Here is a 15,550-nt window from a genome sequence, read left to right on the forward strand (position 1 = left end):
GATTCCTTCAGGTCATGTTGTTTCACGTAAGGTCAGGATGATCATAGCGAGCAAGGCGGCGCCTAAGGTTACAAAAGGCAATCAGTTTGTAAGTGGCCGCTTACAAATCTCTTACACCGAGAAGTGAAAATTGCAATCGGCTCGATTGTGCATGGGCGTTTAAGAATGCATCATATTGGCCAGCGCCAAACTTAGGGGCAGGTACAGGGACGGACACAGGGAAAGTAGGATGGAAAACAAGCAGATACTGGTCGTCGATGACAACCTCGACCTTCGCGAAGCATTGTCAGATTACCTTGGTCGCGCAGGGTTTGAAGTGCTTTGCGCAGAAAACGGCGGCGTGATGTGGCAACTGCTCAACGATCACCATCCTGATTTGATCATCCTCGATATTATGATGCCCGGTGAAGACGGCTTTACCCTGTGCCAAAAACTGCGCAAAAACTCCGATATCCCGATCATCATGCTGACCGCCGTCACTGAAGAAGCCGACCGAGTCGCAGGGCTAGAAATGGGCGCCGATGACTACATCACCAAATCATTCAGCCCGCGAGAACTGCTCGCGCGCATCAAAACGATTTTGAGACGCAGCCAATCGACCGCCAATAGCAAACTGACGCGTAAAGTGCGTTTTGACGATTGGTTATTAGATACCGTAACCCGGCAACTGACCCACGTTGCTAGCCGCGAGGTCAAACAACTGAGTGGCGCGGATTTGTCGCTACTTGGTTTATTCGTCAACCACGCACAATCGATCTTGTCGCGCGATGATATTGCGCGCGAGATCTGGGGACGCGATGCAGACCCGTTTGAACGCGGCATTGACGTGCAGATCAGCCGCTTGCGTCATCACCTTGAAGATAAAGACCGTTCGCTGATCCTAACGGTGCGCAATAAAGGCTACATGCTGACCACGGACGTGCATTATGAGAATTAAACGCTGGACGGGATCACTGGTCGTTCGTACCAGTGTGTTCTTGTTGCTGGTGATCATTCTGGCGCAGGTATTATCCGGGATTATCTGGTATCAACACGCCAGCGAACGCGATAAAGAAGGCCTGACCACCACGGTCAAAAGCTTAGCATTGAGCGCTTCTTCCACCATTGCTTTCTTTCAAACCCTCCCTTCGGAATATCGCCACTTGGTGCTCAATCAACTACGCAACATGGGTGGTACGCGCTTTTTCGTCTCACTCAACAATCACCAGATTGAGGTCGACCCGCTGCCAGAGAGCGAGCGCAAAACGTTGGTCATCAACCAAGTTCGTGAAGTATTAGAAAGCGAGTTGAGCGGCATTCCTAATATCGAGGTGGAATTCACCCAGCGCGACAAACTCAAAGTGTTCAACAACGAGCTACCTATCGACGAACTGCCGCTATTGTGGGCGCATTATTCGCTTTCGTTTGGTGACCTCAATCCACCGATTCTGGTGATGCAGGTCGAAGTCGCACAGAACGAATGGTTTTATCTCGCGGCGGTGCTACCCGCGCCTTACATCAACCTAGAGACTAACTATTTTGAGCTGCGCCAATGGCTGACGCTATTGGTGTCCGCGCTAATGCTGTTGCTGTGTACCTGGTTTATCGTTCGCAAAGAAATTCAACCCATTCGAGAGCTGGCAAAAGCAGCAACCCTGATGTCGAGCCGACTAGACGTGCCCGAAGTCTCTGAGCGAGGCAGTAACGAACTGAAAGCGGCGGTACGTGCGTTTAACAAGATGAATCGACGCATCGACAGCCACATTAAAGACCGCGAGATGCTGTTCAGCGCCATCTCCCACGATCTGAAAACGCCGATAGCCTGCCTAAAACTGCGGGCGGAAATGCTGGATGACGACGCCGACCGAGAACGCTTTATCCGCCTGAGTAACGACCTAGACTTGATGGTCAAAGGCGCATTGCAATGCATTAAAGAGACCGATATCCACGAGGAAATCGAGCCGATCAATTTCACCCAACTGATTCAGCACATTTCCGCCAATATCGCCGATGCGCCGGACACAATTCGCATCCACGGTGAAATCCGCACCCACTTTGCTGGTAAACCGTTAGCGATTAAGCGCTGCATTCAGAACCTGGTCGATAACGCGCTCAAATACGGCCATCAAGCGGACATTACGCTGAGTGAAAGCCCAGAGTCGATCCAGATTGAAATTGAAGATCACGGTGACGGTGTTGACGATTTATTACTTGAAAAGCTCTGCCAGCCATACTTTCGCGCTAGCAACGATAAAGAAGGCAGTGGGCTGGGGTTAACCATTTCACAGAGTATTGCAAAGGCTCACGGCGGCAATTTGTTGCTGAGCCATTCTCAGTTTGGCGGCCTCTGCGCCACGCTGATTTTCCCGAGAGACTGACTATGAACAAACTGGCATTCTTGTTCCCACTGTTGCTCGCCCCTGGCGTCGCTCACGCTGAGCCGCCACAAGGGGTAGAGTTTTTACATTGGTGGACTTCTGACGGCGAGCAACAAGCGCTGCAAATACTCAAAGCTCAGCTAAAACGGCACGATATTGAGCTGCTGCAAAGCCCGGTGCTAGGCGGTGGTGGCGACAGTGCGATGACGGTACTGCAAGCTCGCGCGCTGGCGGGCAATCCACCGAGCTTCGCGCAAATCGAAGGGCCAAGTATTAAGGCGTGGGATGCCATCGGTATTTTGCACAACGTCAACGCGGTTGCCGATGAGCAGCGCTGGGACGAGGTGCTCTACCCACTGTCTATCGAAATCAATAAAACACAAAACGGCTATATCGCCCTGCCACTTACGCTGCACCGTTTGAACTGGTTGTGGGTCAACCACAAGCTGCTTAAACAACTGAATCTATCCGCGCCGAAAAACTGGCAAGAGATGTTCGCCGCCATGGAGCTTGCTAAGCAAAATGGCATTGTACCGATCGCGGTTGGTGAGCAGCCGTGGCAAGTCGCCCAACTTTTCGAGAACTTAGTGATCTCCACTGGCGGCGTTGAGTTCTACACCAATGCAATGGTTAAACTTGAGCGAGACAGCATCGACAGCGATACCCTGCGCCAAGCGCTGACGCAATTTCGCCGCCTGAGCTTGTTGATCGACAACCAATTACCCGACAGTAAGTGGGATACGGCGACCCAAGCGCTAGCCGACGGTCAAGCGCTGTTTCAAATCGGTGGAGATTGGATTTTAGGTGAGCTGCTCGCCAATCAAGTCTCAGTCCCGCAAGAGGTCGGCTGTTACCCAACGCCGGACAGCGATGGTGTATTCCTCTACAACATGGACAGCTTGGTGTTTATGTCGAGCAAGTCGTTTTCTGCCGAGGCGGCTCAGCAAACCGCAAGCGCGCTGGCAGATGTCGAGTTTCAAGCTAAGTTCAATAAGGTAAAAGGCTCGATTCCGGTACGCACCGATATCGACATCAGCGATTTTAATCCGTGTCAGGTCCAGTCATATCAAGACTTTCACTACGGCGTTAAACACAACCTCGCTGTGCCGAGTATGATTGATTCGATGGCGGTCAATCCGGTTGCTCAGCAAGCGATAAACTCGGAAATCTTCCGTTTTTACCGCAATCCCAAGATGGAACCCGACGAGCTGATAAAACGCATTATTGCTATTTCGCAAAGCGGTTAATGGCAATGAATTTGTGCCGAGTGGAATAAAAAAGCCCCAATGATTGGGGCTTGAATGAAGCGAAGTATGCCGTTTAAAAATAGTGGAAGATCGGCGGTTCATGCATCAAGAAGTTTTGATGGGAGATGTTCCACGCATAGGCGCCAGCTAAGGTAAACACAACGTAATCACCAATATCGACGTGGGCGACGTGTTGATTGCGTGCCAGCACATCTTTGGGCGTACAAAGCTGGCCGACAAAGGTCGCTTGTGCATGCTGAATTGGGTGAGAAATCTCATGGTGTTGCTCGCTTTTCAGGATGACGAATGGATGATCATGGCTCTGCGCTGCTGGCGTGCGGAAATGGTGAGTCCCCCCGCGTGCGATGACAAAGTTTTCGCCAAGATTTTGCTTAATATCCAGCACTTCCATCACGTAATAACCGCATGCCGCCGTGATGAAACGTCCGCATTCAAAACGCAGTGTCCAGTCTTGCACTTGCTCTTTAGCGATGAGGAATTCCAACTTGTCGCAAAACTCCATCCACGGAAAGTGTTGCTCAGGGTTTTGGTAGTTGATGCCCATGCCGCCGCCCAAGTTGATCATCAGCTCACCGAGTTCGAACTCTTGTTGCCACGCCTTCACGACTTGGAAATAGCGCTGCATTAACGCTAAGTGACGTTCAACATCGAGCTGATGCGACATCAAGTGAAAATGGAAGCCTTTGAGTGACACTTGCGGGAAATCGCGCAGCAACATCAAAGCATTACTCAGTTCGGACTCGTCCAAACCAAAAGGAGTCGGCTTGCCGCCCATCGCCAACTTGCTGAGCGTGATGTCGCCAATATCAATGTTCATACGCAAAAAGATCGAAGCAGGGCGGTTGAGGCGCTCGGTTAGTGCTCCAATGCGTTGCAGCTCGGTGAGGCTTTCGACATGAATTGCATCAACATCAAGATCAATCGCTTGTTGCAATTCACTTGGCATTTTCCCTGGGCCACCGAAGATCAATGGCTTATCGAGTTGTTGCTGGTGAAGGTGTGCCAACTCCCCGCCAGACGCCGCTTCAAAACCATCGACAAACGGCGCGAGCGTTTTAAGAATCGGGCCCGATGGATTGGCTTTGGCTGCGTAAAATAGCTCGACATTTTTCGGCAAAACGTGACGCAGTTGTTTGATGTGTTCTTCTAAGGCTTTTAGGTCATACAAGTACGCGCACAAGGGGTGATTTTGCTGCTGTGCGAGCGTGTGAACTTGCTGGCTAACGCTTGTCGGTAGGGAGAGTGAATTAGACATGTTGCGCTCCTTTTTCGTGTTGTTGCCAAGGCGCGGCGACTTGGGTATAGCCCGACTCTTTATCGGCTTTTTGCATCAAACGCGTGGTGAAATTATTTTTGCTTGGGAAGTGACCGTCATTCAGTAACGCTTCTAGTTCTGGCTGTTTTCCATTCACTGATTGCCAACGCACAATGGCACTTTGCACCGCATTCCACAGCGTTTGTTCTAGTGGCTCATCACCTTCTGCGATGAAGAAAATCGCTTCGCTGATGTTGTTGATAAAGGTGCAGTATCCGATGCGATTCCAGCCTTGTTCGCGACTGTAGTAAACCGATTGTCGCGCGCGTTCAGACAAGTCAGTTAATGTTTCTGCTGGCCAAAACTCTGGCAGTAATTTAGTGCCTTCCAAATCACGAATCCAAACACAACACGGCATCTCTTGCTCAAAGCCAATCAAGGTGTTTTGCAAATGCGGCTCAAACGCCACCCCGTGTTTGAAGTAGTAATTAAACACGCCCGGAATTAGGCAATGCAAATAGCGTTCAAACCACAGTGTCGCGATGTCGGAATAGCGATTTTGCGTAGTACGCGCTTTGTTTTTAAGGCGTTGAGCAATGCAACTGTTGCCGTTTTTGTCGTAAGCAAACAGAGCGCCAGCGAGGGTTGGTTTTAAGATATCGACTTCGCTCAACGAGAAATTTTCGCGATACAAAATCCCAAACGATTCGCGCGCTTTGGTGTTGTCATCCCAATTACGCTCAGCGACACTTTCTAGATTCAATGTGGTGGCGTAAGGCTCTGTCATCACTTTAAATACGGGGTTGTGCAGCTGTTCGTTTTCTCTTATTGGTTTGAGAATCGACGTGAGCTGCACGGCGCTGTCGAGTTCGTACCACGCGTTTTTGCGCACGCAATTGGTTAATCGTACGTTGATGGAGAATTTCGCAAACCAGTCCATATCTGGGTGGTAGAGGGTACGAACTGAAGAGGTCGGCTGCATCTTTTCACCACCTAAACCCAGTGGCGTGATTTTGCCTTGTTCAATGGAGCGCTTCACGCTTGGGTTGCTCAAAATGGTGTAGCTTTCCCAAGGATGGCAAGGGTAGAGGGTCTTCCCATTGCTGGTGGTGTGTTGTGGCGCGAGCTGTTGTAGCATGCGTTGCGCAGGGTTAGCGTCTCCGTCGGAACTCAGCACATCAAGTAAGGACGTATCCACTTCAAACCAGTACAGCGGGACTTGCGCGCCGACTTCTGGAGAAAACGCCAAGAGATCATCCATGGTGACGCCCGAACGACTTTTCGGGGTCGGATGGAAAGTATGCCCCCAAATCAGAGATTGTTCCGAAGCGATAAATTCGTTGTGATGCGATTTGGGCGCGACGTTGAGAAACTGCTCGGTAACCAGCACGCTATTTTCCAGTTGTTCGATCAGCTCATGGTTAAATGGGATCGCCAACACCTGCTTGAGATAGTTAAGCAAAAGCGTAAGAGTTTGCGTGGCATCCAATTTCGCCCAACCAGATCCCGGCATTTTCGCCCACGGCAGTTCTGCCAATTTGATTTTGCCCAGTTTGCTCGCGTAGTGAATCGGCAAAACCAACACGCCATTTTGTTGAGAAAGATGAACGGCTATCCGCTGTTTAGCGGGATAGTTGCGTTTTAACGTTTGGGGTAGCGATGTCGATTGGTAGTGCCATTCCACTTGTTGATTCGGTAGCGCAAATTCACGTAAGTAACAATTAAGAACACCCATTATCGTGTTGAGTTGGGCTTTCTCACGGTTGAGCTGCACCTCATGCGCGCGCAACTCGCTAGTCTGAGAGGATTGAGTTTGTAACATGTTGATTTCCAAATTTTGAGTGGAGAACCAGCGCGATCAAGGTGATTACGCTGACTATCGCAGAAAGTAGGAAAGGAACCTCAAGTAGCCCCAAGCTAGAAATGAAAGAAGCGCAAAATCCCGCTGCCACGCCACCCCATTTGGACATGGCATCAAAGCGAGAAAATACTTTGCCACTGAGTTTGCGATCCAGATTGCTCGCAAGATGCTGATGCAATCCGTGATAACAACACACCATCGCGATGCCGAAGATAATTCTCGCAGCAATGAGTGCGGTTTCGGACGCAATCAAATGCAAAGCAGAGCTCACGGCAAGCAATGCAAACCCGAGCCACAACGTGCGCAGCGGTTGATGGCGACTCAGCCCATCTGACAACACGTGGATTTTGCCTGCCAGCAACAGATAGACACCATGCGGCAGTGCGTACAAAAAACCGATCCATGCGTGGTTAGTGATGCCATATTGCTGCACAAACGGCGAGAAATAAGGAAAGGTCACCACCATGGAAAACGCAAACCCGAACTGAGCAAAGAAGATCCAGCGAATGGCATGCATTGCGTTTTTCTGTGCAACCGGTTTTTCTTGCTGAGATTCTGAGTTTGGCTTTTCGAGGTTTCGTTCGGCGGGTTTATCCGCAGGCAGTGTTAGCGTGATGCCCATAGCAATTAAAGGCAAAACGCATAACCACAGGTACGCGTTGAGTGGGTTGGTTTCGGACAAGCTCCAGCCGAGCCCAATGGGCGCAACGATCAGCGCCAAGCGAGCAGATAGTTGGGTTTTATTGAGTGACTTGCCGAGTGTTTTGGCTTCTTTAATTTGACTAGATAAGTAGCTGTTCGAGGCGGCCATGGTGCCGCCAAAGGTTCCTTGAACAATAAGACCAAACACAAACATGGCGAGGTTGTCTGCCAAGCCGCACAGCGCAAAACCTGCTGCAAGGCCAAGTTGCGCACGCAAGAGTGAGCGGCGGCGACCGTAGCGATCGGCAAAGTTGCCCCAAAATCGCGCCGCCAACGCAGTACAAAACGTAGGTAGGATAAACAATACCCCTGCCCAGTCCGCATCAATGCTTGCGCCTAATGTTGGCAACACGACGGGTAGAAATAGCGGCATACCTAACGCGGCAAACGCAGCGATAAAGTGGCACAACAACACACTGTAGATGAGTTTGGTCATAATCGTTTAACGTACGCTTTTTTTGATGGCTTCTAAGTAGGCGCGCTGCGCTTCTTCGCTAGAAAGCAGCAAGAAGTTCGGGGCCGACAAACCATAGAACTTATTGATGTCACTCGCGCCGGAGGCTTCTTTCGAGAGCAAACTGCCAGAGCTCAACAAGTACTTGGCGTACAAATCAGGCGCCTCTTGCAGTAACTCGCGTGCCAGTTTTGTTTCTAACCCTTCGCCTTCCAATCGGTTGAGTTGCTCAGCAATGCTTTTGGCCACGATGGCGTAAAGCGATGCTGAAGAGGCAATGCCCTTTGTAGCCATTGCTTCTACAATCGCTGCGATATCCAATTGTAATGTGATGGTGGTAAACATCTGACCGAGCGCCAATTCATTGTCGACTTTGATGCGTTGGTCGAGCAGTTCATCGCAATCCACTGGAATTGTTTTTGCGCCGTGTTTTTCGGCAGCATGGTCTGTTGCAAAGCGGAAGCGCTCTGGCCAAATTCGCGCCGCGTCGTTGTCTTTCATCGCGAGCGTCATTTTGCCCTGTTGATCAAATGCAACGATGGCGTTTTGCTGGTTGGACTCCAATGCAATGCCATAACGAAGCCACAAGGTGAGGTGCACTTGGCATAATAGATCGACGTAATCTTGGAACCACGCCAGCGTATCTTGTTGATAGTAATGTTCTGCCAAATGTTCTAAGAACAAGCGGTCGTCAGGCATTGGGCTTGCCAGTGCTGCAACCGGAACTAACGCTTTGTCTTCGCAATGAGTAAGTGGGTACTCACGTACGATGTACGCGAAGGTTTTATCCTCGCCGACGTGTCCACCGTGTTTTTCGTTGCAATGGAACAAGCGACTGTTTAAGTCGGCGTCCGTTTGTTCAAGGTGGCTGAGTAGGCGTTCAAACCAGTGGCCGTCATACAGTGTTGAAGGCTTGATTAAGCGAATATTTTTTGTGCCTAGCGATCGCATGATCAGCGGAACCTTGATGTGAATGTGCGGTGCCTCGTTGACGACCACAGTACGAACGGAAAGCGTCGGCGTCACGTCTAGATACGTTAAAGGCGCTTCTATCATGCCTTCGGGTAAGGCTTCTAAAGATCGCAGGGTGAGCGGATGTGCAGGGAACAGAACGTGGCTCAGTGCAAAATCAGCAGGAAGCCCAACTTGCTCCATGGTCGGCCAGCAATCAGGTTGTTCGCTGGTTAATGTCACCAGTGATTTTTCAATCGCAATCCAATGCAGAGCAAAGCTTTGTGCGAACTCGGGCGCGTACTTAGCAAGGTCTTCATCGCTCAGACCAAACTTCGCACGCGCAGTTGGATAGTACGGATGGTCAAGGTAAGAAGCGATCTGGTCGGCTAGCAGCAGCTTTTTATGCCAGGAACCAAGCTCGGATATTGGTTGAGAAATGTGGTCTGCGTGATGATGAAACGCTTGGTCACACAGCGCTTTGTGTTTCTCTGCACATTCCAGTTCTTGAAGGTATCCCGCCAGCAACTCGTGAGAGCTCTCATGCGCCAGTGTCGTTAGTAGTGCAATCCACTCTTTGTAATGTTGTTGATGTTCGACTTGGCCATTTTTCTCCACCCACCAACCTTGTGGTGCTTCGTCATTGGCGTGACCGTAGCGCCAGTGCTGCATGTAATACGTTGGCGCAACGGGTAAATACAACGTGAAATCAGAGTTGGCAAATATCAGCCAGACTTGCTCGCCTTGAGGAACAATTCCCCCTTTTGGCGCGTCGCTACTGAACTTGGCTTTCGACAAAATGCCAAACATGTCTTCCCGTAAGCAAGTGTCGATCAATCGTTGCGTTAGATACAAAGCGTTGTCATTCATGCTGCCACCTCACGAGTCGGAGCGAGATCGAAATTGCTAAGCGCGTTCTGCAGCGCTTGGTCGAGGTTTCGCCCTGATGGTGAGACAATCGAAATTCGGGCGAGATAATCCTTATTGGAATAACTCTGTTGGAAGTGTTCTCCAGCGGTTTTTAGTACCTGTTGCTGAGTGATGATATCGTCATCGTGTTGGATGAAGGAGGTTGAATCTCCATCAATCACACCACTGTGCTCCGCAACCACATAGTGCACGTGCGCTGACCCATGAATTTGGTAATCGCCGGCCAATCTTCGGCCCAAATGCAGACCCAAAATTGTGCTAAACCAACCGAAGTGAGCGAGATTGTTGAGCAAGAATTCGCGGCCATCTCCAATACTGCGGTAGTTAATTTCCACCAGAACCGGGCCATTTTCCGTAATGATAAATTCGCTGTGGCAAACTCCAAAACCAACGCCGAACGCTTTAAGTTGAGCCAAGCAAGCTTCTCGGTGAGCAATGCCGTTTGGTCCGTTCCAGTCTGCGGCGGTTTCGATAAAGTAAGGCGGCTCAGAGAGCGACACATCAAAACCGCCCACGGCGATAAGTTGGTTACCGTCTCCTAAAGTTTCGAGCGTAACCAACGGTCCTTGAAGAAACTGCTCCACCAGAATGGCGGTGTTTGGGTGCTTTTGCCAAAACGCCTCGGAGTAAGCATCGAGCTCGCTTTGGGAGTCACAGCGCTGTACATCTAAACTTGCCACGCCTTCTTTGGGTTTTGCTACGACAGGGAAGGCCATGCCTAATGCCACATTCGAATGGCGATGCAGCAAACAGCTTTGTGTGTTGGGTAAGGATTTTTCATTTAACACCTGTCGAGTTAAGTGTTTGTTTTTGGCCTTTAACGTGACAGACCAATCTTTGGATGGGAGGCCAAAAAATTGCGCGCAGATGGCGGTGGAAGTTTGTAAGTGATCACTATTGCTGAAAATAGCGTCTGGCTTTAATTCATGCTCCGTGATGGTTTCGATGAGTTCTAATGGGTTGAAGACATCACATTCTAGAATGGTATCCGGATTAAAGTGACTATCACGACTCGCCAGCTCTAAATGGCTTAGCTTGTGGTCGGTGATAAGAACGACGTGAAGGTCCATCGCTTTAGCTGCAGGCACAAAGCCGTGAGTGACTGCATCGTTAACGACATGACTTACGATAATCATCGTAGATTTCATGAGCTTTCCTAATTTTCTAACATTTTCTTCTAACGTTGATAAAGTCGCTCACGGTCGTCTTCCAATGTGCCTCTCTCGAGACGGAGGGCAGAAGTTTTAGTATTTATTGTTATGATATTTGGTTTTTTTTGTTGTTAGTTGTGTTTTTAGGGTAAATAAATATAGAGCATAAAATTAATATTGCAAATAGAAATAATATTTGTTCTTATTTCCATCCGTTGGCTTTATAACAACTAAACGGAATTATGGAATGAATAAATTATTGACCCTGACCCCCTTGGCGGTCGCGATTGGTTCTTCATTAGTAGCACCAAGCGCAGTGGCTTCAGAAGAGACGAACTCAACCTCATCAGCAACTGAAACGATTCAAGTCTTCGGTCATCAGTACGAAGGTTATGCTGAACACATGCCTCAATCAGGCACCAAAACCGATGTGGAATGGCTTGATGTGCCACAAGCGGTATCCGTAGTAACGAAAACAGAAATGCAAGACCGAGGCGCGGTGCGTTTAGTGGATGCGCTAGATGGGGTAGCCGGGGTCAATAACACCTTGGGCGAAGGCAGCCGCGATCAGTTCATGATCCGTGGTTTTGATTCACTCAACGATATGTACCGTGATGGCTTGCGAGATGACGGTACGTTGCAGTCTTACCGCAGCTTAGCGAACGTTGAACGCGTTGAAATTGTGAAAGGCCCTGCGGGTGCTTTGTATGGCCGCGGTTCGGCTGGGGGCATCATCAACTTGGTGACGAAACGCGCTAACGGTGAGAATTTTACTCACGTAAACGGTAGTGTAGGCAGCAACAACCAGTATGTTGGTCAGGTCGACAGCTCAATGGCGTTTACAGATAAGGTCAACGGGCGTATTAACTTGGAATACCGTCAAGCCGACTCGTACGTTGATCATGTTGATTCAAACGATTTCTTCATTGCACCGACCATTCGTGTGTTACCAGCGGACGGTCACACCATTGATATTGACGTGGAATACGCCCATCAAGAACTAGTGCCGTATCGTGGTGTGCCATCAAAAAATGGCAAGCCAGTTGATTTGCCAGTAAGCACTTACTTTGGCGGCACAAACGACTATCAGGAGTCAGACAGTCTCCGTATTGCGGTGGATTACGAATGGCGTCTGAATGATCAATGGGTATGGAACAACCGAGCGGCGTTCAACCATATCGAACTTGAGCAAAAAGGCACGCGTCAGGGCAAAGTGACGGGTAATGAAGTGTCTCAAACCGTCAACAACTTTGGTTACGATCCACGTACTACGACCACTTTACAATCTGAGTTGGTTTGGGAAACCAGGGACAATCAATTGATGGTGGGTGCAGATTTCAACCAGATCGATATCGACCTAACGTTGGCAAGTGACAAAACGCTTCCTCCGCAAAATATATACGACCCAGTCGTTGGTCCAACGCCTGATCCGGGCTTTAAGCCATTTCGTGACAATACCACCACCACGACAGGTTTGTATGTGCAAGACGTCTATACGTGGGGCGACCTTTCTTTGATCGGTAACGTGCGTTACGACTCGATGGAGCTCGAACAACAAAAAGCGGGCTCAGATAAGGAAAAGTTGGATGATGACAAAGTCAGCTACCGTGCTGGTTTGGTATACCGCATCAATTCCGACACATCCGTATACGCCAGTTTAGCGCGCTCTTGGCAGTTACCGTACGCTGGTATCTACATCAATCCAAAATTGGCGGAATTCTTCCACACCGACTTAAAAGAGGTGGGTGCGAAAGCGTACCTTTTGGATAACGCATTAATGTTGAATGCGGCACTGTTCCAGATTGATCAAGAGCAACCACAAACTAACGTGGACGGCGATGTGATCGATAAAATTGAAGTGCGTCACCAAGGCATTGAATTAGAGGCTCGCGGCCAAATCACCAAACAGTGGGACATCTCTGTTGGTTACAGCTACTTAGATGCGGAAGACAAAGCCACAGGCAAAAAGCCTAACGATGTATCAGACCACTTGTTCTCTCTTTGGAGCACTTACCAATTGGATGACAACTGGCGTTTAGGCGGTGGTGTGAAGTACGTGGGCGACCGTTACGCAGGTAACGACGAAGCCGTCGCACTTGGCGATTACACAACGGTGGATTTGATGGCGGCGTACACCACTGGTCGTCACAAAATCCAAGCGAACGCTTACAACATTTTGGATGAGAAATACATTCTTGGCGCAACAAACGGCACGTCTGGCTTAAACCAGATTGGCTACGGCGCACCAGCCGAGTTCATGCTCAGCTACGGATATCAGTTCTAGGCTTTTTGTGCGTAGTTAGCGCCTGTTAGCCGATTTTTGCCTCATATTGAGGATGTTTAGCCCCTAGAGCCTACGGGATGTATTCTGCCCGAGGCTCAATTTCTCGCAAAGGAGATCTTAATGTCTTACCAGAATTTGGATGGTAAAGTGCGTGTACGTGCTGGTTTGTCTACCACTTACAGTGTGCTTGCGATTGCAATCGCTTCTGCCACATCCATGAGCGCGGTTGCTGCTCCTGCTAAAAAAGAACAAACTACCACGATGGAAACCGTCGTTGTCACTGGTAGCGTGATTGGTAAATCTGAAATTGAAGACGTCAAAGAGTACCCAGGTGCTCGTACCGTCATTACCCGCGATCAAATCGAGAAAACCGCCGCAGGCTCGATTGATAACGCGCTACAGCGCGTGCCGGGTATTAAAGTTCAGGATGAAAGCGGAACGGGCGTATTGCCTAACATTTCCGTACGTGGTTTGAAAGCAAGCCGTAGTGGTCATGCTCAGTTCTTGATGGATGGTGTACCGCTAACACTTGCGCCATATGGTCACACTGGTCAGTCTATCTTCCCAGCAACACTGTCGATGCTTGATCGTATTGACATTGTACGCGGTGGTGCCGCAGTACAGTACGGCCCAAACAACGTCGGTGGTGTGATCAACTTAGTGACCAAACCGATTCCACACACGTGGCAAACTGAAATCAGTAACCGCCTTACCGTTTTTGATGGCGGTGATGCGCCGCTGAATGATTTTTACCTACGCACGGGCGGCTGGTTAAGCGACACATTTGCACTACAGTTGGAAGGTAACTTCCTAAAAGGTGAAAGCTTCCGTGAACATTCCGATACGGACGTGAAGAACTTCCAAGCCAAAGCACAGTGGCTACTGAGTGACACTCAAGAGATTCAAGCATTCCTGCAACGTTACGATGCTGAAACGCAAATGCCGGGCGCACTTTCGCCACAAGATTACGAGCAAGATCGTCACCAATCGAAACGTCCTTACGATGATTATGAAGGTAAGTCGACGCGCTGGAGTGTTAAGTACATCCACGATTTGCCATTTGCCGACAGTGCCGAGCTAGAAGTGCTAACGTTTGGCCATAAGTCAGAGCGTCTTTTCAAGTGGGGCTTTAACAGCGCGGGTGGCCATTGGGCGGATCCGGCTCTGCCAGCGACGGACGTTCGTACCTCTCCACGTGAATTTACCGTGTATGGTATAGAGCCAAAAATGGCGATGTACTTTGGCGAAGGTAAATCCGTTACTCAAAACTGGATCGTGGGTACCCGTTATGTTAATGAAGACATTGACTACAAACTCACTCAGACTCCAATCGCCGGTGGTGCAACCAGCGTTCCGCGTGATTGGCATCTAGATACGGACGCGTTTGCTGGATACGTTAGCAACGAAATTGGTTTGTTCAATGATACATTGAAGGTAACGCCTGGGTTGCGTGTTGAGTCGGTTCGAATGACGTTTACCGATCGTGGTAAAAAACAAACGGCAGACAACACCGTGACGGAATGGTTGCCAGGTTTGACGGTGGCATACAACTTAACTGACCAGTGGGTGACGTATGCGAACGCGCAAAAATCACTTCGTGCGCCACAAATTGCCTACATCCGAGGTTTGGGTGAAGAAGGTAGCGAACTGGCTTGGAACTACGAAGTCGGCGCGCGTTACACCCAAGATGCGACCAGCTTTAACGCTGCACTTTATCGCATCGACTTTGAAGATCAATTGCAATGGCAAAGCTCAACGCAGACCTTCGATAACATCGGAAAAACACTTCACCAAGGCATAGAGCTTTCTGCTCGTTACGTGCCTGAAGCACTACCTGCACTGAGTTTAGGCGCAAGCTACAACTATCTAGACGCTACGCTTGAAGAAGAAGGCGCGAATAAAGGTAATCAACTGCCTTACACCTCTAAGCATCAGCTTGGTTGGGATGCAACCTACGCATTTTACGGCATGGACACCACGCTATCGGGCTTCTACTTTAGTGATTCGTATACCGATAACGCCAACACCAGTGCCGAAGATGCAACTGGCGCAACGGGTGAAGTACCATCTTACATGGTGTGGAACTTCAACTTGGGGACGGATTTATACAAAGACGACAAAGGCAAGTTACGCATGAATGTTGCGGTGAACAACTTGTTTGACGAGGAGTATTACTTCCGCGGGATTGATACAAGCCCAGTTGGTCGGTACCCAGCTCCGGGACGCTCTTACACACTGGATCTGAACTATCAGTTTTAAGCGTTTCGTTCACCGAGTTTGAAAAGAAAAGTCGCCAATTTACCTTGGCGACTTTGCCGATCTTAGGTAATGGAAAAC

Annotated in this window: 10 protein-coding genes; 5 read left to right on the forward strand and 5 right to left on the reverse strand. The window is 49.5% G+C overall.

Annotated elements, in window-relative coordinates; genetic code table 11:
- The first annotated feature begins 229 nt into the window (after window positions 1-229).
- The 3 genes from R7Q11_RS03380 to R7Q11_RS03390 are packed head-to-tail and all read left to right on the forward strand — an operon-like array spanning window position 230 to window position 3,604.
- Window positions 230-937, forward strand: coding sequence for a response regulator (locus tag R7Q11_RS03380; protein WP_005383484.1), 708 nt, complete (start codon window positions 230-232; stop codon window positions 935-937).
- On the forward strand, window positions 927-2,357 hold the full coding sequence (locus R7Q11_RS03385) for an ATP-binding protein (protein ID WP_225466178.1): 1,431 nt from the start codon (window positions 927-929) through the stop codon (window positions 2,355-2,357). The genes R7Q11_RS03380 and R7Q11_RS03385 overlap by 11 nt, the downstream gene beginning before the upstream one ends.
- Before the next feature lie 2 nt (window positions 2,358-2,359).
- Window positions 2,360-3,604, forward strand: coding sequence for an ABC transporter substrate-binding protein (locus R7Q11_RS03390; RefSeq protein WP_225466179.1), 1,245 nt, complete (start codon window positions 2,360-2,362; stop codon window positions 3,602-3,604).
- Between the two features lie 73 nt (window positions 3,605-3,677).
- On the opposite strand, the gene R7Q11_RS03395 is transcribed toward R7Q11_RS03390, so the two are convergent.
- From R7Q11_RS03395 to R7Q11_RS03415, 5 genes are read right to left on the reverse strand one after another with little or no spacing between them, the layout of a single operon-like run.
- Entirely contained in the window at window positions 3,678-4,880 is a 1,203-nt protein-coding gene (locus tag R7Q11_RS03395; RefSeq protein WP_225466180.1) for a type III PLP-dependent enzyme, read from the reverse strand.
- On the reverse strand, window positions 4,873-6,702 hold the full coding sequence (locus R7Q11_RS03400) for an IucA/IucC family protein (RefSeq protein ID WP_225466181.1): 1,830 nt from the start codon (window positions 6,700-6,702) through the stop codon (window positions 4,873-4,875). Before R7Q11_RS03400 ends, R7Q11_RS03395 begins: the two co-directional genes overlap by 8 nt.
- Window positions 6,674-7,879: an MFS transporter gene (locus tag R7Q11_RS03405; protein WP_054576553.1), complete on the reverse strand. Its 1,206-nt coding sequence runs from the start codon at window positions 7,877-7,879 to the stop codon at window positions 6,674-6,676. Before R7Q11_RS03405 ends, R7Q11_RS03400 begins: the two co-directional genes overlap by 29 nt.
- A 6-nt stretch (window positions 7,880-7,885) precedes the next feature.
- Window positions 7,886-9,718, reverse strand: a complete 1,833-nt coding sequence (locus R7Q11_RS03410) for an IucA/IucC family protein (protein ID WP_054576554.1) — start codon at window positions 9,716-9,718, stop codon at window positions 7,886-7,888.
- The gene (locus tag R7Q11_RS03415; protein WP_054576555.1) at window positions 9,715-10,926 is read right to left on the reverse strand and encodes an acetyl-CoA carboxylase biotin carboxylase subunit family protein; all 1,212 of its coding nucleotides are present in this window, start codon (window positions 10,924-10,926) and stop codon (window positions 9,715-9,717) included. The genes R7Q11_RS03410 and R7Q11_RS03415 overlap by 4 nt, the downstream gene beginning before the upstream one ends.
- 250 nt (window positions 10,927-11,176) lie before the next feature.
- Between R7Q11_RS03415 and R7Q11_RS03420 the strand changes: the two genes are divergently transcribed.
- A complete protein-coding gene (locus R7Q11_RS03420) occupies window positions 11,177-13,213 on the forward strand; it encodes a TonB-dependent receptor (RefSeq protein WP_033906633.1) in 2,037 nt (678 codons plus the stop codon).
- A gap of 120 nt (window positions 13,214-13,333) precedes the next feature.
- The gene (gene pvuA, locus R7Q11_RS03425; protein WP_225466182.1) at window positions 13,334-15,472 is read left to right on the forward strand and encodes a TonB-dependent siderophore vibrioferrin receptor PvuA; all 2,139 of its coding nucleotides are present in this window, start codon (window positions 13,334-13,336) and stop codon (window positions 15,470-15,472) included.
- Window positions 15,473-15,550 lie beyond the last annotated feature (78 nt).

This window comes from Vibrio sp. 970 (assembly GCF_033339075.1).

Coding starts and splice junctions, on each gene's coding strand:
- R7Q11_RS03395 (WP_225466180.1), bottom strand. CDS start 4,880: ATGTCTAATTCACTCTCCCTACCGACAAGCGTTAGCCAGCAAGTTCAC.
- pvuA (WP_225466182.1), top strand. CDS start 13,334: ATGTCTTACCAGAATTTGGATGGTAAAGTGCGTGTACGTGCTGGTTTG.
- R7Q11_RS03405 (WP_054576553.1), bottom strand. CDS start 7,879: ATGACCAAACTCATCTACAGTGTGTTGTTGTGCCACTTTATCGCTGCG.
- R7Q11_RS03420 (WP_033906633.1), top strand. CDS start 11,177: ATGAATAAATTATTGACCCTGACCCCCTTGGCGGTCGCGATTGGTTCT.
- R7Q11_RS03400 (WP_225466181.1), bottom strand. CDS start 6,702: ATGTTACAAACTCAATCCTCTCAGACTAGCGAGTTGCGCGCGCATGAG.
- R7Q11_RS03390 (WP_225466179.1), top strand. CDS start 2,360: ATGAACAAACTGGCATTCTTGTTCCCACTGTTGCTCGCCCCTGGCGTC.
- R7Q11_RS03385 (WP_225466178.1), top strand. CDS start 927: ATGAGAATTAAACGCTGGACGGGATCACTGGTCGTTCGTACCAGTGTG.
- R7Q11_RS03415 (WP_054576555.1), bottom strand. CDS start 10,926: ATGAAATCTACGATGATTATCGTAAGTCATGTCGTTAACGATGCAGTC.
- R7Q11_RS03380 (WP_005383484.1), top strand. CDS start 230: ATGGAAAACAAGCAGATACTGGTCGTCGATGACAACCTCGACCTTCGC.
- R7Q11_RS03410 (WP_054576554.1), bottom strand. CDS start 9,718: ATGAATGACAACGCTTTGTATCTAACGCAACGATTGATCGACACTTGC.